This is a genomic window from Lysinibacillus sp. FSL R7-0073, assembly GCF_038009065.1.
Lineage (GTDB): Bacteria > Bacillota > Bacilli > Bacillales_A > Planococcaceae > Lysinibacillus > Lysinibacillus fusiformis.
In genome coordinates this window covers 1,276,126-1,300,442 of the sequence record NZ_JBBPAS010000001.1, presented here as the reverse complement: position 1 = coordinate 1,300,442, position 24,317 = coordinate 1,276,126, and the positions used below count along the sequence as shown (strand labels likewise).

General features: G+C 37.4%; 26 protein-coding genes and 1 pseudogene. 11 read left to right on the top strand and 16 right to left on the bottom strand.

What is annotated here, in order from left to right; genetic code table 11:
* The first annotated feature begins 127 nt into the window (after positions 1–127).
* Complete coding sequence (locus tag MKY88_RS06170; protein WP_328205420.1) at positions 128–1,099, top strand: alpha/beta hydrolase; 972 nt, start codon at positions 128–130, stop codon at positions 1,097–1,099.
* 49 nt (positions 1,100–1,148) lie between these two features.
* Here MKY88_RS06170 and MKY88_RS06165 read toward each other — a convergent pair whose 3' ends face one another.
* The 3 genes from MKY88_RS06165 to sirA form a co-directional block, all read right to left on the bottom strand.
* On the bottom strand, positions 1,149–1,619 hold the full coding sequence (locus MKY88_RS06165) for an S-ribosylhomocysteine lyase (protein ID WP_193831249.1): 471 nt from the start codon (positions 1,617–1,619) through the stop codon (positions 1,149–1,151).
* Between the two features lie 362 nt (positions 1,620–1,981).
* The gene (locus MKY88_RS06160) at positions 1,982–2,200 is read right to left on the bottom strand and encodes a YneF family protein (RefSeq protein ID WP_004232154.1); all 219 of its coding nucleotides are present in this window, start codon (positions 2,198–2,200) and stop codon (positions 1,982–1,984) included.
* Between the two features lie 99 nt (positions 2,201–2,299).
* Entirely contained in the window at positions 2,300–2,725 is a 426-nt protein-coding gene (gene sirA, locus MKY88_RS06155; RefSeq protein WP_025114054.1) for a sporulation inhibitor of replication protein SirA, read from the bottom strand.
* Positions 2,726–3,067: 342 nt separating this feature from the next.
* On the opposite strand from sirA, the gene MKY88_RS06150 reads away from it, so the two are divergent.
* The 5 genes from MKY88_RS06150 (at position 3,068) to MKY88_RS06130 (ending at position 6,518) form a co-directional block, all read left to right on the top strand.
* A complete protein-coding gene (locus MKY88_RS06150) occupies positions 3,068–3,424 on the top strand; it encodes a lmo0954 family membrane protein (RefSeq protein ID WP_069480450.1) in 357 nt (118 codons plus the stop codon).
* 15 nt (positions 3,425–3,439) lie between these two features.
* Positions 3,440–4,078 carry a PspA/IM30 family protein gene (locus MKY88_RS06145; RefSeq protein WP_328205387.1) on the top strand — a complete coding sequence of 213 codons (639 nt, stop codon included), beginning with the start codon at positions 3,440–3,442 and terminating at the stop codon, positions 4,076–4,078.
* Positions 4,079–4,190: 112 nt separating this feature from the next.
* Positions 4,191–4,874 carry a cell wall-active antibiotics response protein LiaF gene (gene liaF, locus MKY88_RS06140; protein ID WP_043989784.1) on the top strand — a complete coding sequence of 228 codons (684 nt, stop codon included), beginning with the start codon at positions 4,191–4,193 and terminating at the stop codon, positions 4,872–4,874.
* A complete protein-coding gene (locus tag MKY88_RS06135; protein ID WP_025114050.1) occupies positions 4,871–5,911 on the top strand; it encodes a sensor histidine kinase in 1,041 nt (346 codons plus the stop codon). The genes liaF and MKY88_RS06135 overlap by 4 nt, the downstream gene beginning before the upstream one ends.
* On the top strand, positions 5,886–6,518 hold the full coding sequence (locus MKY88_RS06130) for a response regulator transcription factor (protein ID WP_328205389.1): 633 nt from the start codon (positions 5,886–5,888) through the stop codon (positions 6,516–6,518). The genes MKY88_RS06135 and MKY88_RS06130 overlap by 26 nt, the downstream gene beginning before the upstream one ends.
* 184 nt (positions 6,519–6,702) lie before the next feature.
* Here MKY88_RS06130 and tkt read toward each other — a convergent pair whose 3' ends face one another.
* Both tkt and MKY88_RS06120 read right to left on the bottom strand, forming a co-directional pair.
* Entirely contained in the window at positions 6,703–8,697 is a 1,995-nt protein-coding gene (tkt, locus tag MKY88_RS06125; RefSeq protein WP_328205391.1) for a transketolase, read from the bottom strand.
* A 125-nt stretch (positions 8,698–8,822) separates the two neighbouring features.
* Positions 8,823–9,056, bottom strand: coding sequence for a DUF896 domain-containing protein (locus tag MKY88_RS06120; RefSeq protein WP_008174688.1), 234 nt, complete (start codon positions 9,054–9,056; stop codon positions 8,823–8,825).
* Positions 9,057–9,246: 190 nt separating this feature from the next.
* Here MKY88_RS06120 and MKY88_RS06115 point away from each other — a divergent pair, with 190 nt between their 5' ends.
* Together MKY88_RS06115 and def are read left to right on the top strand one after the other, a co-directional pair.
* On the top strand, positions 9,247–9,774 hold the full coding sequence (locus MKY88_RS06115; RefSeq protein WP_328205393.1) for a GNAT family N-acetyltransferase: 528 nt from the start codon (positions 9,247–9,249) through the stop codon (positions 9,772–9,774).
* A gap of 131 nt (positions 9,775–9,905) precedes the next feature.
* A complete protein-coding gene (def, locus tag MKY88_RS06110; RefSeq protein ID WP_328205395.1) occupies positions 9,906–10,484 on the top strand; it encodes a peptide deformylase in 579 nt (192 codons plus the stop codon).
* Positions 10,485–10,502: 18 nt separating this feature from the next.
* Here the strand turns inward: def and MKY88_RS06105 are convergent, their stop codons facing one another.
* Both MKY88_RS06105 and yneA read right to left on the bottom strand, forming a co-directional pair.
* Positions 10,503–11,168, bottom strand: a complete 666-nt coding sequence (locus MKY88_RS06105; protein ID WP_069480445.1) for a YneB family resolvase-like protein — start codon at positions 11,166–11,168, stop codon at positions 10,503–10,505.
* Entirely contained in the window at positions 11,165–11,482 is a 318-nt protein-coding gene (gene yneA / locus MKY88_RS06100; RefSeq protein ID WP_225316244.1) for a cell division suppressor protein YneA, read from the bottom strand. The genes MKY88_RS06105 and yneA overlap by 4 nt, the downstream gene beginning before the upstream one ends.
* Positions 11,483–11,645: 163 nt before the next feature.
* Between yneA and lexA the strand changes: the two genes are divergently transcribed.
* Positions 11,646–12,263, top strand: coding sequence for a transcriptional repressor LexA (gene lexA, locus MKY88_RS06095; protein WP_031419079.1), 618 nt, complete (start codon positions 11,646–11,648; stop codon positions 12,261–12,263).
* Positions 12,264–12,367: 104 nt separating this feature from the next.
* Here lexA and MKY88_RS06090 read toward each other — a convergent pair whose 3' ends face one another.
* The 4 genes from MKY88_RS06090 to MKY88_RS06075 all read right to left on the bottom strand — a co-directional run bounded on the left by MKY88_RS06090 (position 12,368) and on the right by MKY88_RS06075 (position 16,576).
* A complete protein-coding gene (locus MKY88_RS06090) occupies positions 12,368–13,090 on the bottom strand; it encodes a gamma-glutamyl-gamma-aminobutyrate hydrolase family protein (protein WP_069480444.1) in 723 nt (240 codons plus the stop codon).
* A gap of 34 nt (positions 13,091–13,124) precedes the next feature.
* Positions 13,125–13,877, bottom strand: coding sequence for a prepilin peptidase (locus MKY88_RS06085; RefSeq protein WP_328205400.1), 753 nt, complete (start codon positions 13,875–13,877; stop codon positions 13,125–13,127).
* A 260-nt stretch (positions 13,878–14,137) separates the two neighbouring features.
* Positions 14,138–16,243, bottom strand: coding sequence for a DUF2339 domain-containing protein (locus tag MKY88_RS06080; RefSeq protein ID WP_340813190.1), 2,106 nt, complete (start codon positions 16,241–16,243; stop codon positions 14,138–14,140).
* Positions 16,244–16,324: 81 nt separating this feature from the next.
* The gene (locus MKY88_RS06075; RefSeq protein WP_025114039.1) at positions 16,325–16,576 is read right to left on the bottom strand and encodes a phage holin; all 252 of its coding nucleotides are present in this window, start codon (positions 16,574–16,576) and stop codon (positions 16,325–16,327) included.
* Between the two features lie 236 nt (positions 16,577–16,812).
* Here MKY88_RS06075 and MKY88_RS06070 point away from each other — a divergent pair, with 236 nt between their 5' ends.
* Both MKY88_RS06070 and MKY88_RS06065 read left to right on the top strand, forming a co-directional pair.
* Positions 16,813–17,817, top strand: coding sequence for an acyltransferase family protein (locus tag MKY88_RS06070; RefSeq protein ID WP_328205403.1), 1,005 nt, complete (start codon positions 16,813–16,815; stop codon positions 17,815–17,817).
* Between the two features lie 191 nt (positions 17,818–18,008).
* The gene (locus MKY88_RS06065) at positions 18,009–18,740 is read left to right on the top strand and encodes a CPBP family intramembrane glutamic endopeptidase (protein WP_328205405.1); all 732 of its coding nucleotides are present in this window, start codon (positions 18,009–18,011) and stop codon (positions 18,738–18,740) included.
* Between the two features lie 15 nt (positions 18,741–18,755).
* On the opposite strand, the pseudogene MKY88_RS06060 reads toward MKY88_RS06065, so the two are convergent.
* The 5 genes and pseudogenes from MKY88_RS06060 to MKY88_RS06040 form a co-directional block, all read right to left on the bottom strand.
* A pseudogene (locus MKY88_RS06060) lies at positions 18,756–20,124 on the bottom strand (YjiH family protein).
* Positions 20,125–20,516: 392 nt separating this feature from the next.
* Positions 20,517–21,287 carry an IucA/IucC family C-terminal-domain containing protein gene (locus MKY88_RS06055; protein ID WP_328205408.1) on the bottom strand — a complete coding sequence of 257 codons (771 nt, stop codon included), beginning with the start codon at positions 21,285–21,287 and terminating at the stop codon, positions 20,517–20,519.
* Positions 21,284–22,135, bottom strand: a complete 852-nt coding sequence (locus tag MKY88_RS06050; protein ID WP_258268024.1) for an ABC transporter ATP-binding protein — start codon at positions 22,133–22,135, stop codon at positions 21,284–21,286. The genes MKY88_RS06055 and MKY88_RS06050 overlap by 4 nt, the downstream gene beginning before the upstream one ends.
* Positions 22,136–22,161: 26 nt before the next feature.
* Positions 22,162–23,202: a FecCD family ABC transporter permease gene (locus MKY88_RS06045; protein ID WP_193831238.1), complete on the bottom strand. Its 1,041-nt coding sequence runs from the start codon at positions 23,200–23,202 to the stop codon at positions 22,162–22,164.
* Entirely contained in the window at positions 23,195–24,211 is a 1,017-nt protein-coding gene (locus MKY88_RS06040) for a FecCD family ABC transporter permease (RefSeq protein ID WP_328205410.1), read from the bottom strand. The genes MKY88_RS06045 and MKY88_RS06040 overlap by 8 nt, the downstream gene beginning before the upstream one ends.
* Positions 24,212–24,317 lie beyond the last annotated feature (106 nt).

Sequence of the window (24,317 nt, the reverse complement as noted above, 5' to 3'; positions counted from 1 at the left end):
TTTTGACGATTTTCGATAATAGAAATAATCGCAGTTTTGCCAAAGTTATTGTAAAATGTTGACGTGTTTTAAACAATCTCAGTTGGGAACATTACAAATAAGAAACAGCATGTGGAGGTGTTTTATGATGAAAAAGAAGATGCTTTTATTCTCTGGTATTACAACAACGCTTGCCGCAGCAGCTACTGGTCTGTTCGGCTTCGCGCTTTCCAATAAATTAATGTATATTCAACAAAAAGATCCTGAATTTGTTCGTGAACGAGAAACGACAGCTAAACGCTTTGATGAGGCTTGGTACAATAAAAACTTGAAATGCGAATTAAATATTGATTCTCCTAATGGTTATACGATTCGAGGAATTATGCTTCAGCCGTTGCAAACCAATAACACGATCATCATATGTCACGGCGTTACCGAAAATAAAATAAATTCCGTTAAATACGCTAGGCTATTTGAAAGGCTTGGCTATAATTCGGTCATCTTTGACCATCGGCGTCATGGCGAATCTGGTGGCAAAACAACTAGCTATGGTCACTATGAAAAAAATGATCTTGATGCTGTAGTTAATACAGTGAAAGCCATGATTGGTGAAGATGCAATACTAGGCATTCATGGAGAATCTATGGGTGCAGCAACAATGTTACTTTATGCAGGTACGGTAGAAGATGGTGCTGATTTTTATATTTCTGATTGTGCATTCTCCGATTTTTCCATGTTGCTCAAGCAAATTGCCAAAACTGAATTTAAATATGGCTCTATTATTCCCATCCGTTTTGCTGATTTCTTTGTCCGCCTCCGGGACGGCTACTCCTTCAAAAGTGTGACCCCTGCCGAAGCAGTGACCCATATTGAAAAACCTGTACTTTTTATCCATAGTATTCCTGATTCATTTATTCCAGCGTCCATGTCACTAGACCTTTACAATAAAAAAGTAGGTCCTAAAAAATTAAAGCTTTTTGATGCTGGTGCACATGCCCAATCCTTTAATGAAAATATGGATGAATATGAAGATTTAATTCATGATTTTTTAGAAAGTTTTATTTACCAAAAAATCAATCGGGATTCTTCCTCCTCCAACGTCATTCCATTCCATTTTTAACGCAAATAAAAACCTTGCTTTTATTATTCCCGCAAGGTTTTTTCTATATTTATTCTTCAAAAACGATATGCCATTCCTCTCGTTTCGCTAAAAATTCCTTCGCTAATGCTTGTGCTCCTTCCAAGCTATGACTCGCAGCCCAGCCACATTGTACCTCATTGCATGCAGGCACTGCTGTCGCCTTTGTCACATCAGTAAATGTTTTTTCTAAAATAGTTAATAGGTCCTCATAATCTTGATGATTAATAAGGGATACATAGAAGCCAGTCTGGCAACCCATTGGACTGAAGTCAACGATATGATCAGAATAATTACGAATAATATCCGCAGATAAATGCTCTAAAGAATGCAAAGCAGGCATTTCCATATGCTCTTTGTTAGGTTGCTTCAAGCGAATATCATATTTGTACACTTCATCGCCATTTCTCCCTGCTTTAACTCCCGCTAACCGAACATACGGGGCTTTTACTTTTGTATGATCTAGATCAAAGCTTTCTACATTTGTCTTTTCGCGTTCCATATTTAACAGCTCCTTTTCTATGAATACTATTTATTATAGCTAGTTTTTTCAAAATTAGTGGGAATATTTTAAATTGCTAGTTTTTTTATGTTTTCATAGAATATTTCAAACGAATAGAGGTAAGATTTTTTTATTCTTGTTTCTAGAAGACTAATACATGTCTTCTGTAAGCCTCTTTTGTCAAAGAAATTGTCGGTGAGTAAAGGAGTGGCAGTTGTTGTACATAGGGCAATGAACGGGTTGAGCGTTTCTCGTAACTAAAAACAAGGGGATGTCTCAAAAATTATTGAGACATCCCCTTTTTATGACTCCATGAAAAAAGCAACCAGTTACCTTAACCAGCTGCTCCTTAAAAACCCCAATTATTTTTGGAATTTATTCATTTGTGCCATCATTTGACGTACTTGCTTTTCAGACGGCGTACGACCCATTTGTGCCATCATCATACGAATCATTTGCTCATTAATAGGTGGGTTTTCTTTTAAATATTTCATCATAGCTTGACGAGCGAAATAGAAACCAAGTGCCGCTCCCGCTGCTAATGCGATAATTACGATAATAATCCAGCCCCATGTAGGCATACAACCAACCTCCTCCACTACAATATACCGAGAAAAAACTCTCCACGCTCCATTATACACCAAATGATAGCATGTTACTATATATTGTAGTGAAATTTCCTAGTGCATTGTATACTTCATAGGTTTCAACCACCCACATTCATTATCTTGTTTATTGAAAGCAATAAATCGTTCACTCATCTTGGCAAGCATTTGAAATAAATCCAAATCTAGCATTCGTGAACCTTCACAATAAACACAAATCTTACGATCGACTAAATAAATAGCCATTTTGCCTTTTATCGGATGTTCTAAAAACAAAGCATTACGAGCTCTTTCTAAATGTGCATATTTGGAATCAAGTTGATGCTCCAACATTGCTGCTATTTCATCAAAACGAACGGATTCACATATATACGCAAGCTCTTTTAAGGATTTCTCATTGGCGTCTTCACAGCCTTGCATCATCTCTAACAACTTTCGCTCTCTGCCAAAAATAAACGTTAAATGCTCTTCTTTTATCTTATATATGGAATAGGTTCTCACCAGAAATCCTCCTTCGCTCAGTTTATTTTCCATAAGTATAGCTCATCCCATCTTGTTAATTTGTCAAACGGAGGAAGTTTTCATCTTCTATTTTTGTCGAAAAGCTTCTAGTTTAGGATCTAAAAATTACTTTATGGCAGATGATAATTAGCTCTTAAAATGAACTGCTATTTTTCAATGAAAACAAGCAATATACACTCATTGTGTACGCCAAAAACCCACTTTTGTTGCAGCCTAGATAGTTCTCAGCCTCAAGACCTAGTAGAAAATCAATTTCGAGTCCGTTTTAGACAATCTTGTAAATAGGTAACATAAAGGTACAAACGAAAGGAGCTAAAACAAATGAGAAAATTTCTTTTATTAACTGGAGGCGTTATCGCAGCATGTGTTGCACTTGCCTTAATCGGACCATTGGCAGGCTTACTATTCTCCGGATTATTTGTAGCACTAGGGATGCATTTTTACATGGCGAGCAAGTCAAATTTCGGTAAAATCTTTTGGTTTGCGGTTGGTCTAATCGGTATCCTATCAGCAGTATCGAACATTCCTGCAATGATTGGTCTTGCAGCAATCGCTATTGTCTATGTCATTTATAAAAAATGGAATGGCGAAAATGTAAAAATTCCAACAATTGAAAGTAAAAAAGAAGAAGATCCATTTACAAACTTCGAAAAAGAATGGTCAAATTTAACAAAATAAAAGGAGAGAATGAATATGAATTTATTTCAACGTTTTAGATACACAGTAGAGGCAGACTTACATCAGTTATTTGATAAGAAGGAACAAAAAAATCCAATTGCTATGTTAAACCAGTACATCCGTGAAGCTGAAAAGCAAACGGAAGAAACAGGTAAATTATTAGAACGTCAAGGACAATTAAAAGAAAAGCTTGAGCAAGAATATCAACAAAATGCAAATTTACTTGCTAAACGTGAATCTCAACTGACATTAGCGCAAACTAGTGGCGAGCAAGATTTAATTGATTTCGCAACGGATGAAGTGACAGCTTACACTGCCCGTAATCATACGTTACAAGCGAGTATTGAAGCAAGTACACGTGAATATTTCGAGCTAGAGCGTAAATTCGAAACCATGAAACATAAAATTAAAGACATGAAAGTTCGTCAATTACAGTTAATGGGCAAAGAAAACGTCACTCGTGCCCATCATCAAATGGATGGTATGATTGCCAAAAACAATAAAACAAATTTTGAAGATTTGGAAGCTTATATTGATAAATTGGCTTATCAAATTGACAAAGATCATGAAGTTACAACATTTGAAGCAAGATTGGCACAATTAGAAAAAAAAGCTTCAGAGGAAAGCTCTCCACTGCTAATTGAAAATAAATAACATGTTATAATGGAAGCAATGCGCCAACTCTAACCGGCGCATTCTTTCACGTTTTAAAACAGAGGGTCCCATTCCCTCTTTTATACTATTAGTAGAAAGAAGGGTGACCCTCTTGCAAAATTTCACTACAAATAAGCTCACATTTTGGGTACTATGCTTCTTTTTACTCGTTTTTGTGGAGCTTACTATTTTTAATAATGGTGGCGCCTTTTGTTTATTGATTGGGGCCGTACTGCTTTATTTAAGCTTTTCTAAAAAAGTCCGCTTTTTTAAATGGACCGGCATATTCTTCATTGCGATTGCATTATTCACAATGTGGAGCCTCCGTCTATTCATTGTAATTATGCTCTTATATATGCTTTATCAATACTTACAACGAGAAAATGAACCAAAAATAGTTGGTGCTGAGCTTTTTGAAAAACTATCTACCTCGAAAAATGACTTAATTGGCACCATACCAGCACCAACTGAAGCATACAAATGGCAAGATGTGCAAATTCAACGTTTAGCAGGAGATATCACAGTTGATACGACTCAAACGATTTTGCCTGCTGGCACAAGTCTAATTACGATTCGTCAAGGGATCGGTAAAGTTCAAATCTATATCCCATATGAAATACCTTTTCGTATACACTATACGACCCTATTTGGTGAGCTTACTTGCTTACATGTGGGTCCACAACGTATTTTAAATGAAAGTGTTAGCTTTTCTGATGGAAATCCTGAAGATGCAAAACGCATTTTAATTATTCATGTTGCAACATGGCTTGGAGATTTGGAGGTGCTGCGTAAATGATTGCCTTTATCTCAAGATTATTTACCTTATTATTCATTTTAATGAGTGCTACATTCGGATTGCTTGTTGCAGTATGGGGAAATCCTGATGAGAAAACTTGGGAACCTTTATGGCGACAAAATTATGATAATTTTCCTCTTGGCGGAATTATTGTAGTCAGCCTATTTGCTCTTAGCTTCCTCTTTGCCAGTTGGATTAGTATGACTGCTCGTGCCAGAGAGGCTCAAGCAACAAAAATTGTAAAGCAGTTAATCGAACCTGATTTTGTACTTTCTAAAAAGCAAGCCCTTCCGAAACCATTAAAAAAAGCACTTGTGCAAACAAGTGAATTAATAGATACACAGCGTAAAAGTCTACAGCGCTTATCCAATGAACGGGCAGAAGCTCATGACAAAATTATACAGGAACGCATCATTGCTGAACGTCAACGTCTGGCTAGAGAATTACATGATTCTGTGTCGCAGCAATTATTTGCGGCCTCCATGTTGCTTTCTGCTTTAACGGAAAATGACGAAAATGCGACTAGCTTAAAGCAAGTGGAAAAAATAGTTCAGCAAGCACAGCTCGAAATGCGTGCATTATTATTACACTTACGACCTGTTGCACTTCGCAATAAAACACTTGCCCAAGGCTTAGAGGAATTAATTATTGAGCTTCAGCAAAAGGTTTACTTCCATATTGAATATGAACTAGAAGAAATGGCATTAACGAAAGCAGAAGAAGATCACCTATTCCGCATTGCCCAGGAAGCCCTCTCTAATACACTTCGACATGCCAAAGCAAGTGAGGTTGAATTGTTGCTTGTTGCACGAGATGACTTAGCCATTTTACGCATTCAAGATAATGGTTTAGGCTTTGATGTAGAGGCAGATAAATCCACTTCTTACGGCTTGCAAAATATTGCTGAACGAGCTGTTGAAATTGGCTGCACATATAAAATTGTGTCAGTCCCTGAAGAAGGAACGATTGTCGAAGTTAAAATTCCACTACATAAAGAGGAGGTCAATGACAATGATACAAGTGCTCATAGTGGATGATCATGAAATGGTGCGTATCGGCGTTTCTGCGTACTTATCCGCACAGCCAGATATTACAGTTGTGGGAGAGGCTGAAAACGGGCAAGAAGCAGTTGAGCGTGCCCTTGCCCTAAAGCCTGATATTATTTTAATGGATAATGTTATGCCCATTATGACTGGCGCTGAGGCAACAGCAGAAATTTTAGCCTCATGGCCAGAGGCAAAAATCATGATGGTGACTAGCTTTTTAGATGATGACAAAGTCTACCCTGCTTTAGAGGCAGGGGCAGTGAGTTATATATTAAAAACATCTAATGCTAAACAAATTGCGGAAGCCATTCGTAAAACAATGGGTGGCGAAACGGTATTAGAGCCAGAAGTTACATCTAAAATGATGCACCGTATGCGCCACGGCAATAATACACCTCTTTACGACCATCTTACTGACCGTGAAATGGAAGTTTTATTGCTGATGGCACAAGGCAAAGCCAATCAGGAAATCGCTGACGAGCTATATATTGCTTTAAAAACTGTTAAAACACATGTAAGCAATATTCTAGCAAAGCTTGAGGTTCAAGATCGCACACAAGCCGTTGTCTATGCCTTTCAGAATGGGCTTGCCAAATAATTTCTACTAAAAAAACTGCGTATGGTTATGCAGTTTTTTTGATTAGACATATTTTAGAAGATCATTGTCATCGGATGTATTTGTCCATTCCTTTAGTGATACGTCACCCAATAGCAAAAAAAAGCACCGCAACGCCCAGCGAATTGATACGTACGCTGAGTGTTGCGGTATTTTATTAAAAATATTATAGCGCTTTTACCTTCGCTACAACATTTTCTACAGTGAATCCGTATTTTTCCATTACAACTTCACCTGGAGCTGATGCACCAAATTTATCGATCGCAAGCACATCACCTTCAAAGCCCGTATATTTATGCCAGCCGAATGATGCACCCATTTCAATCGCAAGACGTTTAGTTACAGCTTTTGGTAAAACAGATTCTTTGTAAGCAGCATCTTGCTTTTCAAAGCGGTCCATAGATGGCATTGAAACAACAGCTACATCCATGCCTTCAGCTTTTAAAGCTTTTTGTGCCTCAACAGCAAGCGAAACCTCTGAGCCTGTTGCAATTAAAATAGCATCCGCTACTTCTTTTGTAGCAGGAGATACTGTGTAAGCACCCTTCGTCACACCTTCACGTACTGTTTCAATAGAAGCGTTAAGAACAGGTAAGTTTTGACGTGATAATACTAATACTGTTGGCGTATTTTCTGATGCAACGGCAAGCTCCCATGCAACAGCTGATTCATTTGCATCCGCAGGACGAACAACAGATAAATTAGGCATTGCACGTAATGATGCAAGGTGTTCAATTGGTTCATGCGTTGGACCATCTTCTCCTACAGCAATCGAGTCATGTGTAAATACATACGTTACAGGAAGACCCATTAATGCTGAAAGACGAACTGCCGGACGAACATAATCTGAGAACACGAAGAATGTACCACCAAATACATTTAAACCACCGTGAAGAGCCATACCATTTAAAGCAGCGCCCATTGCAAATTCACGAACACCAAACCAGATGTTGCGACCAGCATAATCGTCTGCAGAGAAATCGCCTGCACCCTTCATCGTTGTTTTATTTGAGCCAGCAAGGTCAGCAGAGCCACCAAAGAATGATGGTGTTTTCTTAGCAATAGCATTAATCGCATCACCAGAAGAAGAACGTGTTGCTACAGATTTACCAGCTTCATACACTGGTAATTCAGAAGCGAAGTCTGCTGGTAATTTACCATTCATAGCATGTTCAAATTGAGCAGCTAACTCTGGGAATTCTTGTTTATAAGCAGTAAATTTCGCATTCCAAGCTTCTTCAGACTGTGCTCCTTGCACTTCAGCTGCAGCATTAAAAGTATCATATACTTCAGCAGGAATTTGGAAAGGCTCGTGTGCCCACTCATAAGCAGCTTTTGTTAATACCACTTCATCTGTACCAAGTGGTGCACCATGAGAATCCGCTTTACCCGATTTATTTGGAGAACCAAAACCAATCACTGTTTTCACTTCAATCAATGTTGGTTTGCCAGTTGATTTTTTAGCTTCTTCAATAGTTGCATTAATCGCATCAACATCTGTGCCATCTGCAACTTTTAAATAATTCCAACCATAAGATTCAAAACGTTTTTGTACGTTTTCTGAGAATGACTTTTCTAAGTCACCATCTAAAGAAATATCATTAGAATCGTAAAGCACGATTAATTTTTCAAGTTTTAAGTGACCAGCTAATGAAATAGCCTCTGCTGCAACGCCTTCCATTAAGTCACCATCACCACATAATGCAAATGTATAGTGGTCAACGATGTCATGACCTGGCTTATTGTAAGTAGCTGCTAAATGACGCTCAGCCATTGCCATACCTACAGTCATGGCAATACCTTGTCCTAGAGGACCAGTTGTTGCTTCCACACCTACTGTATGACCATATTCAGGATGTCCTGGTGTTAATGAATCCCATTGGCGGAAGTTTTGAATTTCTTCCATTGGTAAACCATAGCCGCCTAGATGAAGTAGGCTGTATAGAAGCATGGAACCATGACCAGCTGATAATACAAAACGATCGCGATTATACCATTTTGGGTTCGCTGGATTATGGCGTAATTGTTTTGTCCAAAGCGTATAAGCCATTGGCGCTGCCCCCATTGGTAAACCTGGGTGACCAGAATTTGCTTTTTCAATAGCATCGATTGACAAAGTTCGGATAGCATTTATTGCTAGTAAATCCGCATGTTGAGTCATTATATTGTGACATCCTTTCTCGTCCTATAATTGTACTTCTACAGTTTAGTCAACATTGCTTTAGAAAACAATGCTTTTGTTATACTATTTGCATTTTCATACATACTTTATTGAATTGTGTCACATTAATTTAGAAATTTATTTTTTTTTGCTTGTCTTACCTTCTCTGGGGTAACATCATTTCCTTCTGCATCAACCACTTTTACGTTTTCAATCGTATCACGCATTGTTGCTCTAAATGTATCTAAGTATTCCTTACGAAGCGCTGTTCGCTCCTTTGCCTCTTCATCCGTTAGTTGACCACTTTTCGCTTTAGCAGAAAGTTCATTTATACGGTTAATTTTTTCTTTTGATAACATAGTTACACACCTTTCAGTACCTATCTTATTAATTTCGGTATGCAAAGTATAGCATGGTTTCCCATTAAATGCAGTTATACCAACCCTAATTCAAGCTGTTGAAATAAAAAAATACATGACTTCCAGATGTTTGAAGTGTATAAATATTATATGGAAGGAAAAATTTAACTATACATTGGAGGACATACATGTGAACGTGACAACTAAGCGATTACTCATTCGAACATTTCAAGAGCAGGACTGGGAAGCTGTTTATAGCTATACTTCAGATGAAAAAGTGATGCACTATATGCCTGAAGGTGTTTTTAATGAAGATCAGGCCAAGAAATTTATTGCAGAAAATAGTAACGACAAAGCAAAACATTTTGCTATTGTTTCAAATAATTCCGAGCAAGTGATTGGTCATATTGTTTTCCATCCTTGTTTCGGTAATCATACTTATGAAATCGGTTGGGTACTAAATCCAGCTTATCAAAATCAAGGCTTTGCTTCTGAAGCTGCTCGTGCTGTATTAGACTATGGATTTAATGAAAAGAATCTTCATAGAATTATTGCAACGTGTCAGCCCGAAAATATCGCTTCCTATAAAGTTATGGAAAAGATCGGAATGAGGCGTGAAGGATATTTTAAAAAATGTATACCGTATGGGGATGAATGGTGGGACGAATACTATTACGCAGTCTTACGTGAGGATTGGAGCCATTTATTAGAAGGTTAGAAGAACGTTAAAACTCGTGAAAATGGGCTCCTATAAACATTATTAGGCACTGCATCAATGATGTATGATCTGACCATACAATTTAGCTTGAGGAAACTTCTGAAGAAGTCCTATTGAGTAGGTATTTTTCGATGGCAAAATTTCATCCTGATTACATGATTACTATGAAAGATTTTGTAAAAGAACACTCAGTCCTATTACGAAAACAAACGCAAGACGTTGCCATACCAGTTCCCTTAGAGGATCGACATACATTATTATCTATGCTTCAGTATTTAAAAAACAGCCAAGATCCGAATTTAATAAAAAAGTATAAACTACGTCCTGGGAGTGGCCTCTCTGCAAATCAAATTGGCGTAGATAAAAGAATGTTTGCTGTAATTTTTAAGGATCACAACCAAAAACACGAAATGATGTTCATTAACCCAAAAGTAATGAGCCATTCTTTAAATATGATCTATTTGCCTGAGGGAGAAGGTTGTCTGTCTGTTAATCGACCTGTTCACGGTTTTGTACCAAGATATGAACGAATTAAAGTAAAAGCCTATAATATTGATGGACAGGAATTTATTATGTCTTTAAAAGGCTATGAATCTATCGTTGTACAACATGAAATCGATCATTTAAATGGTATTATGTTTTATGATCGAATGAATAAAGATAATCCTTTTCAACTACCCCAAAATGTTATTATAGAAAGCTTGTATTAAAAAAATTAGCGGGCTATATTATTTGCCCGCTAATCTTTCTTGATGCTCTTGGAATCGGCGATGTACCGTTGCCTTACTTACCTCAAAGCCTAGTCCTCTAAGCGTAATGGAAATTTCTTCAAAGGTAAAACCACGATTACGTAGCTTCACAATTTCATCAACAGGGAGTTCCTTCCGTTCCTGACCATTTGGATTGCCACGATTGGATAGGTTATTTTCAGGGCGATAGCCATTTTCAACAGCACGTCGCATCCCTCTGCGGATTTTAGCATTATGGATTCTACGTTGATATTCCTCTACAATTGCTAAAATCTCTAGTAGCATCGTATCCATTTCGTTTAATTGGACTGGTCCTGCGTCACGCATCGAATAAACATCTGTTGCTGATTTTTGTAATAAATGCAATACTGCCATCCTTGCATTTCCACGACCTATACGAGTTTCATCTTGTACAAAAAGAGCTTTTATTTCCTTCTCTTTTATAAAATCAAGCATTTCAAGTAAGCCTTCTCGTTCAACATCATAACCGCTATGTTTATCTTTAAAAACACCCTTTACTTCATAGCCTTGCTCTTTAGCATAGCGCACTAATTCTTCTTGTTGGCGCTCTAATGAGGAGCTTTGCGTTTCTTTTTCAGTACTTACTCGGCAATAGACAACAGCCGTCATTTGGTTAATTTTCATTGTTCATTTCTCGCAATTTCAATGGTTTTGATGGGACTGGCTTGATCACTCAAAACTGGAATGACTAGAGATTTACCTGCCACGATTTTAATATCTGCTAACTCATTTTCTGATTTGACAAGCTTAATCCAATCTTCTTTACTCATTTTACCACGGTATTGTTCGGCTAACGACCACAAGCTATCCCCATGTTCGATTTGAATTTCAGCGTAATTAACATCCCCCGGATCAGTGATGTAAAGGTAACTTGCGAAGAGTAAACAAGCACCTAATAATATAGTGATATGTGTATTTTTCTTTAACCATGTCATCATAATAACCTCATTTCTAGAATGTTTGTTCGGAATGTATGTTCTCATAATAAAGCGAACAAACGTTTTTGTCAAACACTTTTCGAACCTATGTTTGCATACATGTTCGCATTCTGTTATACTATCAAATAAGAAGAATGATATTAGAAAAAAGAGGTGAGCAATCATGAAAAAAGTATCGAAAAGACAAGAGGACATTCTAGCGTTCATTAAAGACGAGGTACGAGCTAAAGGGTATCCGCCATCAGTCCGTGAAATCGGGGAAGCTGTTGGACTTGCTTCAAGTTCAACTGTTCATGGTCATTTGGCTCGATTAGAACAAAAGGGTTTTATTCGTCGAGATCCAACAAAGCCACGTGCTATTGAAATTCTTGAGCCTGAAGAATCCATCCAAAAGCAACATGTCATCCATGTACCACTTGTAGGGAAGGTTACAGCAGGTTCTCCTATTACAGCTATCGAAAATATTGAAGAGTATTTCCCACTGCCAGATACATATGGCACGAGTGAGGATCAGTTATTCATGCTAGAAATTATGGGTGAATCGATGATTGAAGCGGGAATTTTAGATGGTGATTTAGTGATTGTGAAGCAAAAGTCAACCGCCAATAACGGAGACATTGTTGTAGCCATGACAGCTGAGGATGAAGCTACTGTAAAACGCTTCTTTAAGGAAAAAAACCATTTCCGTTTACAGCCTGAAAATTCATCAATGGAACCGATTATCGTTGATCAAGTATCAATTTTGGGACAAGTTGTTGGTCTTTATCGCCGTGTACATTAATTAAATGAGAGTTTGAGGATTGTGTTCCTTCACTGAGCATGTATCCTCTTTTTTACGCAAAAAAAGAATCCACAAACTATTGGATTCTTTTTTTAATGACCTCTCTATGCCTCTTTTTTAAATTTCAAGCTCGCTTCAACAAAAGCTGCAAATAACTTTTGTGCATGCTGATCTCCCGCTATAGCTAATTCCTCTGGGTGCCACTGGACAGCCAAACAGAATGGTAATTCCTCATGCACCACTGCTTCAATAATGCCATCACTGGATTTCGCTGCAACTTTTAAATTCTCCGCTAGTACATTCACTGACTGATGATGAAAAGAATTGACGGCGATTTTCTCTTGTTCCAGAATAGTCGCTAATAAATTCTCCGCAATAATTTGTACATAATGCGTCGTTACTGACCTACCAGCTTGTTGCATATGTTTGATCAGCTTCGTACTATAATGGTCACTATCAATGTCCTGATATAACGTCCCACCTAATGCAACATTTAATATTTGGATACCCCGACAAATACCGAAAATAGGCATTTTCCGTACAAATGCGGCCTCAATTAATGCTAATTCCACGGCATCTCTAGCTGGATGAATTTTACCTAGCTTTGGTGAAGGCTCCGCTCCAAATAGAAAAGGATGTACATCATAGCCTCCCGATAGCAATAAGCCATCAGTAAGGGCTAAAATTTGAGCAGCATCTTCCTCCACACCTACCGGAATAATGAGGGGGATACCGCCCGCCTCAATAATACTTTTGCTGTAAGCAGCATTTAAATGAGCTGATAAATCATCTTCTACAAAAGCTGTAATTCCAATAATCGGCTTCACTTGATTCCCCTCCATAAAATTGAAGATTAAACACTTACCAAAAACCTAAATACCAATTGATGAACGAATCTCCGTAGAAATAAACAATAGAAGCGGCTAATGCAATAGATGGACCAAAGGGAATAGGTGTTTTTCTTCCCTGTTTACGCTTCAATAAGACAACTATTCCGACTATCATACCAATGATAGAAGCAAAAAATAAAGTCAACAGCGTATGAATAATACCTAGAACGAGGCCAATTAAAAAGAATAATTTAATATCGCCTCCTCCCATTCCACCTTTCGATAAAACCGCAATACTATATAATATGCCAAAACCAACGAGTGCACCCACTAGGCTGTCCCACCAAGGTGTTAAAGGTGACAGTACACGTCCTATGGCCAAAAAAGGCAAAAAGAATAAAAGAATCTTATCTGGAATTAACAGATAAGTAAAATCTGAAACAACTATAATGACTAACAATGAGATGAACGATAAGGCTACTATAAATTCTAAGCTCCAGTTTAGCTCAAAATAAGCAAGGGCGAATAATCCCCCAGTCAACAATTCTATCGCTGGATATACAAAAGAAATTTTATAGCCACAGCCTCGACATTTTCCTCTTAAAAAGAGATAAGACAATACTGGCACTAAATCAAGAACCGACAATTGTCTCTGACAGTTTATACAATGGGAGGAAGGATATACAAGAGACTCCTTCCGCGGCACACGTAAGCCAACTACATTATAAAAAGAGCCAAAGACTATACCAACTAAAAAAATGATAATTGTATAAGCCATTTCCAAATTTATGTCCTCCTAAACCAATAGGCGCCCATACAATAAGTATGATGCGCCTATCCATATAAATATTGTATTCTTGCTCGGCAATATACGTAACGAATGTTATTCAAAGCAATGAACATAGATAATGAGTGATGTATTTGAAAAATATTTCATAAAAGATTTGAAGTCATACGGTACGAAGAAAGAAGGAGTAGAGTAAGAGTATTATCAGTTTAGCACAATATAAAAGAGATTCCAAAAATAATTGGAATCCCTTCAATTCATTTCCTCAGTAACCTACCTGACAACAGCATGCCAATGCCACCAATTGTTATAAATAGAACAGCTCTAATTAATAAATCAAGGGCCGATAAGTCAAAGAAAATAAGCTTGATAAACGCAATGACTAAGATAACAAAACCTGTTGTACGAAGCGTTTTTAATTGTTGCGTGGAACTAAGCCATAGCGAAATACTCGCTGTAAGGAATAATGTAATCGTTGTAAGAGCTATACTTAGTTTCCAATCAAGTAGATGACTATACGTAAATTGATGAACGAGCCCCCACATCGAGATCATTGTGAGAACGACACCTGAGCTAACAATAGCGTCTATATATTTCCCCATTCGCTCTTCATACAGCCGATAAATACGACCCTTTACTAGAACGTCCACAATAATCGCCATAATTACTGCTATATAAACTAATCTGGTCATCATATTTAAGCTATCCATCATAGATGGCTTCGTGCTGATCGTCAAAGAAAATACTATAAAGAATGCTCCAAGGACAGGTGTTAGAGCACGCCCTTTGAATTTCTCTGACACGAGCAGAGATCCTGCAAACAAAGCAGCTAGTGCGGTACACATCAAATACTGAATGCCATTTGTTGCCGCGAAATAGGCTGTATCTAGTTTGCTAATATAAGCTAAGAAGTAGCCTGTGGCGATTACTGCTAAAATATCAATAGCATATAAATCCTTCATGACTTTCTCAAAAGGTGATAACGTTTCTTTTGGGCGTCTAGCATACAAATAAATGACTACAAGATAAACAATTGGCATGAACAGACTTAAATGATCAAAGCTGATAAATGGTGTCGGTTCATGGAAAATGAAGTTTAGCAACAATGTAATCACAAGGAAAAATGATGTGACTACCTTCATCATACTGGCACGTAATCGTAAGCTCATCATTACACCTGCAAATGCGATCAATGGATACAGTAAATCATCCACTTTATCAGGTATATTCATAATAAGTATCGTATTACATACGGCAATAAATGCGAGTGTTATAGCACTATCAAAAACTTCCTGCCACTTTTGACGATAACTATAAAACGCTAATGCTATTAATAAACCAATGAAAATAAGTAGCACTGCTTCTCCATATTCCAGTGAACGTATGATCAGGTTCATCAGCAATAAACTAAATGACCCTAACGAAAATTGGAGACCAATATGAAGAGGTTTCCATTTAGATTGTGCATTAAATAATCGACACCAGCTTACATAAAAGATTGCTAGTATAGCAAGTAAACCAAAAGCAAAGACAACTTGCTTATCATGATTCATAAATGCTACAACACCTATTGCCAGCACTGAGAAAAAGGTTGAAATATAAAGAGCAAGCTTTTGCTTGTGCTGTAGGACAACCAATTGCAGCATGGCAAATAAAACGATAACAAATAGTAAAATAATGACGGCACTAAAGTCCATATATTCTAATAAATAAGGTAGTAATAACGAGGTAAAAGCAACAAAAATAGTTAATGCCTCATTTTTCTTTAAGTAACTTATGGCAATACCGTAGCCAATATAAAGAATTGTAATGCCAAGCGCAGGTGTGAGATGGATGATTTCGTATAAAATGGCACTAGCTGCAGTCGTTAAAATACCAACAATGAATGCTCCACCATATAATGACACCGTAATAGCGGGTGAGCCTACTTTTCTACGTTCCAGAATATAAGCGATAATCGCTAATCCTACCGATAATGAATAGGCAAGGATGATTTTCACGCCATTCGATAAATAACCATAGTCACTAACAAGTTTGAGACCCCAAAGTACCCCCATAACTAAAATAACCATGAATACTTTTGGAAGTGCCCACATAACACGTTCCTCCATCGATGGCTGTGGTTGCACCTCTTTTTGTGCTGTTTTGACTGGGGTAGACTTCTGCTCCACCATTACTTTTGGTATTGGTGTTGGTGTTGGTGTTGGCTTTATTGGAACCGATTGCTCAATCATTGACTGTCTAGCATCAAGAGTATTTATTTTTTCGTTGCTTTGAATTCGCCTTAATTCACTTAACTCCTGACGTAAATCCGCCATTTCCTCCTCAAGTTTAGCCACTCTTCGTTCCATTTCAAGGGACATTCAATCATCCTCCCCACTGTATCAATTTTCTAACATTATAACATATTTATCCTTATTGTAAAATTACACTTTTCGAACACTTTATCGTGGTCTCCTATACATTAATGCCTTTTCACTATCACTTGTACCTTTTGTCGTTGGGTCCACTATGACACCCATTAATACAAGAATAGATAAAACTGTATTTAAAATAGATGCAATTTGCTCACTCATTGCAGCTGTCAAATCAAAGCCGAAAATCGCCCCTACTTGTTGTGCGAGTAAGAGTAACAATGAAAATAGCCCTAGTAAAAATGGTATATGTTGAAGACGAACCTTCCAGTTAATTCTCATAAAAGCTCACCTCCCCCCCTCTTGCCCCAGTATATGCAAGGAGGTTATGTGACACATATGCAAAAATGGAGCTTTTGACAAGTTTACTAGGTGTTTTTAATAATAATTTGCGAACTAAACTATTTTCGAGCGACAAGGCAGAGTGGTTGTAACCATAATGCCAAATTCATATAGTTAGTTAGGTTGCATCCTGGCAGGAGATGCCCGCCAATTTACTGAAATCGAGGGTGATTGAGATGGTGTACGAGTGGAACGCATTGAGAGCTATTGCTTGTTTAAGTATTGTGCTATTGCACGCAACGACAAATATTGAAATTATTAATGGCTTTATTGATCAACCATTCTATCAATTTTTTAGACTTTTGCTATGTGCCGCCACACCCATTTTCATTTTATTATCCATTTTAATATTAGCTAATCGCTATCAACACCAACTACCTATCCATTTTTTATGGCATCGATTTCAGTTTATCGTCATGCCGTTTATAGCTGCTGGTATTTTATATGCGGCTAATGCAGCCTTTCATTATCACGAAAATTTTTGGGATGCCTTGTATCGCCACATTATTTTGGGCGATTTTTCTGGATGGTTTGTCATGACCATTTTTCAGCTCTATATTCTCTTCTTTATTGTGAAAAAATATCAGCTATCCAGTACATGGTTTGCTCCTATTATGTTCTTACTGGGGATTCTCTATATGACATTAGCAAAATTAAATATAGATTATTTCGTTGAAAACGATCATTTTATGCGACTGCTCTTCGTAGGCTGGCTTCCTTATTTTGTATTTGCCTATTTCATTGGTCGTCATTATGAAAGATTCACGTATTATGTCGTTAAATATAAATTTTTTACCGTTTTATCGGTCATACTTGCAACAGTCATTATCTATATAAATTACTATTTGGGCGACCAGCAAATTACATCACGAAGAATGGATATGATGCTATTTGTGTTGGCGATGACGATTTTTATTTTAGCGTTTGCTCAAATTTTGCCTAAGCTGTCCTTCATTCATAGCATAAGCCGTTATTCCTTTGGTATCTTCTTAATTCACTGGCTTATTCAAGAATATTTAGCACCCTATAGTGCCTTACTCCCTACTACTTCACTGCAAGTTATTTCACTTTTTCTAGCTACTTTACTCGTCTGTATGCTGCTCATAAAAATTATTTCCTTTCTTCCCTTTAGTGCATATTTGATCGGTAAATCTCACCAAAAAAAGCCAATCCGTGATTAAGGTAAAAACTTGCTACAATGGATAATAGTTCATTAATTATTCCGAGTACACATCAAATGATTCCGGTTTATTGCATGTTGAGGATTTTAACATCATTTTAGAATGTATTTACCTATTCTTTTCGGAAGCACTCTCTTTTTAAGTGTCTTCCTATTAATTACTGCTAGCATGATTAGGAGGAAATGAACAAAATGAAACAAAAAGTGATTGCAAAAATAATTGGCTTAGAATTTCTTATCATACTTTTCTATGTTGGTAACGGAGCTTTTGTTTCTATTAAACAACCATCAGGCCCTTTGTTACAGTTTGTTATGTTAGTTCCGCTAGCATTGGGACTCTTCTTTTATATTGCCATGAAAAAAAACTGGCAAATGTATTTCTTTCATCCCATTAAAAAGAATCATTTATTAATGATTTTACCGCTACTTTTCGTTTTAGGAATCATCATTGTAAGTACAAAAGGATTAAATTTTACATCAATTAGCGATCTTATTTTTATGTTATTAATACAAGTGTTTATTGTAGCATTTATAGAAGAGACCGTATTTAGGGGCATTATGCTGCGGATGCTTCTTGCCAAAGGTGCATTTACAGCGGTATTAATTTCTAGTTTATTGTTTGGCATTACACATGCTTTACAATTACTTGGTGGGCAATCGCTTGAAGATACTATTATTCAAATCGTCTATGCCCTTTTAGTGGGCCTTGTTCTTTCTTTACTTATTTTAGATGGGCAATCGATCATTATTACGATTCTTTTCCATGGCTTAAATAATTTCTTTAACTTTATGGGAAATGTAGAGAGCCCTACGCTTAGTGGTTATCTTATTATCTTAGTGTTATTTGTCTATACGCTTGTTTTATGGAAGCAAGTAAAGCAATCCTATGCTATTAATTTCATGAAAAATGCCAAGTCCGTCTAGGACTTGGCATTTTGATTAGAATAAAAGGTGTCCCACTAATGCAGCAATTGGAAGTGAGATAAGTGTACGTAATATAAATATCACCACTAAATCGAAAAATTTCAACGGAATTTTCGTACCTAAAATAAGTCCACCCACCTCAGACATATAAATTAACTGCGTGACAGAAACAACTGCTATGACGAATCTAGTGGTATCAGATTCAATACCCGCACCTAAAATAGAAGGCAGGAACATATCTGCAAAGCCCACAACCATTGTTTGTGCAGCTTCTGCCGCTTCTGGTAAGCCAAGTACTGTTAGAATAGGCTCGAAGGGTTTGCCTAAAATCACAAAGATACTAGTAAATTCAGCTAGCATCAGGGCAATCGTCCCAAAAGCCATTACGATAGGCGCAACACCAACCCATAAATCAATGACATTTCTAGATCCATCTTTTATAAATTTGCGTGGATCACGATTGGCATGGGCAACAGCAAGTGCATTCTCTAAGCCATGTGAGACTAAATTATAGCCCTCTGGTAATTCCTCACGTGAATAGTCTACAGGCGTACCATCTATATATGTATCTTCTTTCTGTGCAAGTGGATAGATACGGGGCATAATAATCGCTAGTACAATTCCACAAAAGACAACTGTTAAATAATATGGAATAAAATAGCGTGCCAAATGAACCGTATCCAATACTACGATACAAAATGTAATAGATACTACCGAGAAGCTTGTTGCAATAATAGCTGCTTCTTTTTTGGTATAGTTCCCCATTTCATATTGTTTACTTGTCATTAACACACCAATCGTTCCATCACCGACCCATGATGTAAGGGCATCAATGGAAGAACGTCCCGGACTTTTAAATAAGGGTCGCATAATTCTCACCATCATTGTACCGAAAAATTCAAGAAGCCCGAAATTAGTTAAAAACGGCAAGAGGAATCCAGCAAACAAGAAGATGGTAAATAAAAATGTCACAAGACCATCAGTAGGATCCATCAGTAGGATCCATCAGTAGTCCACCAGTATTTTCGTTGTTGATAGCAAAAGGACCAAAGTTAAAGACAACCATTGAAGCAAAAACTAAGCCGATACAGCGGGTAATCGTCCAAAACCAATTAACATAAAACAATGTATCTAAAATACTTGGCTCTTTCACGTTTTTACGAGGAATAAATTTAGCCATAAGTGCACCAATTGCTGAAATGACAAACATAAGAATTGTAAAATAACTAATGATAGGAGCAACAATAGTTGCTAAAACATTTGCTAAAATCGCAATCGGTACCTTCCAGCCTTCTTCTGTTAAGACAGGTGTCATAAATAGAAAAATACCAATTAAAGAAGGGATAATAAAATAAACATATGTAGAAACAGCATACTTTTTCATTTTTTGATTAAAACCTCATTTCTATTAAGCATGAAATTGCAACTTGATCTATTTCCCAATCTACCGTTCTATGAGCTCTAGATGTTGTGTTCATTCAAAACCTCCCCTCACAACCTGTTATAGTACTATTACAAAAACAATAGGGTTTTGAGTTTTAAACAGAAAAATACTCACATTATTCATGTTTTTATAACATTACTGTGTTATAAAACTATTTTAAATGCTATAAAACCATTGGTTCAATCTCACATTTTTCTGAATTTTTATACAGACAACAAATGCTTCAATCAAGTATAACAATTATATAAGATAACAAACAGAAATTTTTAAAGTAAGAAAAAGTGAATAAACACGTCATTTATTCACTTTGAGGAATTATATAGTTTATGAGGTTAGACGAGCCTTTTGATTTTAGGACAGGAGATACAATAATCATTTGTTTCGTCAGATGTATGATAATAGAAACAACATGTTTTTCTTAAGCGTATAGGTTGCTCGGATTCCTTTATCGTCACTTTAGGTCCACAATAATTAGTCAAAGGATTTTTCTTCTCGCCAAAGAGAGAACCTGGTGCCTGATTTACAATATAGTCATAATCCTCTTGTAGGCGAATGATTTCTTGCTCATTGGCCCCTTCTCTAATTTTCGTTTCGTATAGCCAATTGACATAAATAGCGGTATTTTCCCATAAAATTGTTTTTGGGATTTTACTTATTTTCGTTAATGATTGCCACACTTTTGCTAGATTATCTGCAAAAATCCCTTTGAGCACCTCGTCTCGCCATGCGTTACGATCTGTTGTTGGTACTGACACTGCATGATCAATGTACCGAACCTTAGGCAGCCACGGTTTCGCATGACCTTCTGCTTCCACCCAAATATTTTCGATAGCAACTTGTAGCCCTTTATCATATCTCGACATGGCATAGAATGCTGAAGCCATCGTCAAGACACTATAGCGTTTTCCAAATAACGATGCCGTCACTAATAAAGAGGGAGATTGAAAAAAGGGCGCGATTGTTTGTAAATAGACTAGAGCCTGTTCAGAGTCCAATAAATTTTCGGCACTTATGGAGTAAGTAGCGTCTATTGCCGGCTCAAACGTCAATCGATAATCGCTTAATAGTATTGATATTTCTTCAGCTGACAGCTTGTTGTTCAAGTGGCCGCTACCTCCTCAAATGCTTCCATCTGAACTGTACGCCCCTTACCATGCGGAACACATAATGGCGTTCCAAATAGAGGGTCCCTCATTATGGTACAGTCCATCCGAAAGACAGCTTGTACCATCTCAGGTGTTACCACTTCCTCTGGCTTACCTTGTGTGTACACCTGTTTATTTCGCACAGCTACAATATGATGAGCATAACGACAGGCTAAGTTTAAATCATGTAACACCATAACAACTGTACGGCCTTCATTTTCATTTAAATCAAATAGTAAATCTAAAATTTCTACTTGATGAGCCATATCTAAATAGGTTGTAGGTTCATCTAGTAAAATAAGATCTGTTTTTTGAGCCAATGTCATAGCAATCCACACACGCTGGCGCTGACCTCCGGATAAAGCATCTACTGGGCGATCTGCAAATTCGGTCATCTGTGTCACCTCAAGAGCATTGTTCACGATACTTTCATCCTCTGTAGACCATTGCTTTAACCAGCTTTGATGAGGATAACGACCTTGTTTAATCAATTGTTGAACAGTTAATCCTTCTGGCGCAACAGGTCCCTGTGGGAGAATGGCTAAACGTTTTGCCACCTCTTTAGTTGAAATGGCATCTAGTGGATGATCTTCTAAAAAAATTTCACCCGACCTTGGTTTTTGCAGTCGGGCAAACGTTCTTAGGAGCGTGGATTTTCCACAACCATTGGCACCTACTAGTACCGTAATTTTCCCCTTTGGTATTTGAAGATTCAAATCTTCCAAAATAAGATTTTCACCATAGCTAACATCTAGATTTTGTACTTCTAAGACGTTTTTCACAATTCCTTCACCTTCTTCTCTCACGCTTTTAACTCATTTATCATTAGACATTATTGATTGCGCGTTCTAAATAGTAAATAAATAAAGAATGGTGCTCCAATAGCAGCCGTAAAGACACCTGTTGGTAAATCCTTTGGTAAAAAGGCTGTTCGTGCAACTATGTCAGCTACAATGACAATAATGCCACCTATTATAGCAGTAACGGGTATTAACCCTGCAAAAGAACGCCCTACAAGCAGTCTACTCATATGAGGGGCTACTAATCCAACAAAGGCAATTCCACCTGCAAAAGCAACCGCAGAACCAGCTAGCATGACACTAATGAGTAAAAAAAGCAAACGGTACACTTGAACTTTTACGCCCAGCCCTATCGCAATATCATCTCCTAATTCCTTCACATTGACTGTTCTCGCTAAAACAAATGTTAGAGGTAATAAAAGAGCCACCCATGGTAAAAGCAAATAGACATCTGTCATATTCGCCCCATACAAACTACCTGTGAGCCATAGATAGGCCTTCGTTGTTGCGGCTACCTCACTGATGACCAGCAGCATAGTGACAACTGCCTTTGCTAATGCGGAAATCCCAATTCCAATAAGCACCATGCGAATAGGTGTGACACCTTTTCTCCATGACAGCAGGTAAATGATAAAGGAGATAATAGCGGCACCTAAAATGGCCGCTAACGGTAAAAATTGAATGCCTACTGATCCCATAAAGTACACGATAAAAATAATCGCACCCATGGACGCCCCACTCGTTACACCAATAATATCTGGAGCAGCTAGAGGGTTGCGTATGATCCCTTGTAAAATTAAACCAGCAACTCCTAGCGCAGCACCAACTAATAAGGCCATCAATATACGTGGGAGCCTTAATGTATGTAAGACAAAATCGTACTCTCCGTTCCCGTAGCCTAATAATTCCTTCACTACTATGAAAGGATGGATAAAATCACTACCTGCAGATAAGCCAATAATCGTAATGATGACTAATAATAAGCTTAATAGTAGTATAATCCAACAAGTTCTTTTGGCGATTTGAAAAGATATGCGATCGGATTTCGTTCGAATCGTCCTATAGTTAGACATTTTTCGCTAACCCCTTTCGTGCAATATAAATAAAGAAAGGAGCACCAATTAATGCAGTCATTACACCAATTGGCATTTCTAATGGCATAATTACGTATCTTGCTGCTATATCTGCAAGCAGCAGCAAGATAGCTCCTAATACCGCACTGTACGGTATAATCCAACGATAATCCATACCTACAAGATGAATCGCAATATGAGGGACAATTAAACCAATAAAGCCAATTGAACCTGCTACAGCAACTGAGCTACCTGCAAGAATAATAATGATGATACCGAGTGTAAGTTTCGTCAACATTGTTCGTTGTCCTAAGCCTTTTGCAATATCATCACCTGATTGTAAAATATTTATTGAACGCCCCATACCTATTGCCACGACTGTGCCTCCTAAAATAAATGGTAGGACAGGTATAAGCATGTCAATGCTTCGACCAGATACTGACCCCGCTAACCAAAAGAGTACACTTTGTAAACCTTGCTCATCAATCACTAAAAGCCCCTGCGTAAACGAGACAAATAGAGCTGTAATCGCTGCACCAGCTAACACTATTTTAATAGGTGTTAAACCATCTCTTCCTAATGATCCAAGGAAAAACACCATAGCTCCCGCTGCACCAGCACCTAAAAAGGCAATCCACATATAACTCATTAAGGAATTAACAGAAAAAAGAGTAATGGCACTGACAATAAAAAATATTGCTCCTGCATTAATACCTAAAATATCAGGAGCTGCTAAAGGGTTTCTTGTTAATGCACGCATTAATGCTCCCGATATAGCAAGGCTTGCGCCAACTACTGTAGCGATCACAGCTCTTGTAAATCTAGATGTTCGAATAATGACATGCTCCTTATTAGCAGCATCATAATGAAAAATGGCATCATAGATTGACGAGAAGGGAATGGATGTTTGGCCAATAGTTATGCTGAACATAAACGTCAGCAAAAGGATCAAACAACTGATGAACAACCCTATTTGTTTCATCAAGGTAGTAGAAAGAAAAATTCTCATTTTGCGCCAACTTTCTTGATCCACATTTTAACTTATGAGAAAAGTTGCAGGTTTTTATAGGTTAAACACTACAAGGAGAGGGCTGTCCTTCAAGCATTCTCAAACT

Excerpts from the sequence above, each read along its gene's own strand:
- MKY88_RS06150 (WP_069480450.1), top strand. The coding sequence starts at position 3,068 with ATGAGAAAATTTCTTTTATTAACTGGAGGCGTTATCGCAGCATGTGTT.
- MKY88_RS06120 (WP_008174688.1), bottom strand. The coding sequence starts at position 9,056 with ATGTTATCAAAAGAAAAAATTAACCGTATAAATGAACTTTCTGCTAAA.
- MKY88_RS06130 (WP_328205389.1), top strand. The coding sequence starts at position 5,886 with ATGATACAAGTGCTCATAGTGGATGATCATGAAATGGTGCGTATCGGC.
- MKY88_RS06040 (WP_328205410.1), bottom strand. The coding sequence starts at position 24,211 with ATGAGAATTTTTCTTTCTACTACCTTGATGAAACAAATAGGGTTGTTC.
- MKY88_RS06135 (WP_025114050.1), top strand. The coding sequence starts at position 4,871 with ATGATTGCCTTTATCTCAAGATTATTTACCTTATTATTCATTTTAATG.
- MKY88_RS06160 (WP_004232154.1), bottom strand. The coding sequence starts at position 2,200 with ATGCCTACATGGGGCTGGATTATTATCGTAATTATCGCATTAGCAGCG.
- MKY88_RS06145 (WP_328205387.1), top strand. The coding sequence starts at position 3,440 with ATGAATTTATTTCAACGTTTTAGATACACAGTAGAGGCAGACTTACAT.
- yneA (WP_225316244.1), bottom strand. The coding sequence starts at position 11,482 with ATGATGACATGGTTAAAGAAAAATACACATATCACTATATTATTAGGT.
- MKY88_RS06065 (WP_328205405.1), top strand. The coding sequence starts at position 18,009 with ATGAAACAAAAAGTGATTGCAAAAATAATTGGCTTAGAATTTCTTATC.
- MKY88_RS06045 (WP_193831238.1), bottom strand. The coding sequence starts at position 23,202 with ATGTCTAACTATAGGACGATTCGAACGAAATCCGATCGCATATCTTTT.
- MKY88_RS06105 (WP_069480445.1), bottom strand. The coding sequence starts at position 11,168 with ATGAAAATTAACCAAATGACGGCTGTTGTCTATTGCCGAGTAAGTACT.
- def (WP_328205395.1), top strand. The coding sequence starts at position 9,906 with ATGGCAAAATTTCATCCTGATTACATGATTACTATGAAAGATTTTGTA.
- MKY88_RS06075 (WP_025114039.1), bottom strand. The coding sequence starts at position 16,576 with ATGAGAATTAACTGGAAGGTTCGTCTTCAACATATACCATTTTTACTA.
- MKY88_RS06070 (WP_328205403.1), top strand. The coding sequence starts at position 16,813 with ATGGTGTACGAGTGGAACGCATTGAGAGCTATTGCTTGTTTAAGTATT.
- lexA (WP_031419079.1), top strand. The coding sequence starts at position 11,646 with ATGAAAAAAGTATCGAAAAGACAAGAGGACATTCTAGCGTTCATTAAA.
- MKY88_RS06165 (WP_193831249.1), bottom strand. The coding sequence starts at position 1,619 with ATGGAACGCGAAAAGACAAATGTAGAAAGCTTTGATCTAGATCATACA.
- MKY88_RS06080 (WP_340813190.1), bottom strand. The coding sequence starts at position 16,243 with ATGTCCCTTGAAATGGAACGAAGAGTGGCTAAACTTGAGGAGGAAATG.
- tkt (WP_328205391.1), bottom strand. The coding sequence starts at position 8,697 with ATGACTCAACATGCGGATTTACTAGCAATAAATGCTATCCGAACTTTG.
- MKY88_RS06170 (WP_328205420.1), top strand. The coding sequence starts at position 128 with ATGAAAAAGAAGATGCTTTTATTCTCTGGTATTACAACAACGCTTGCC.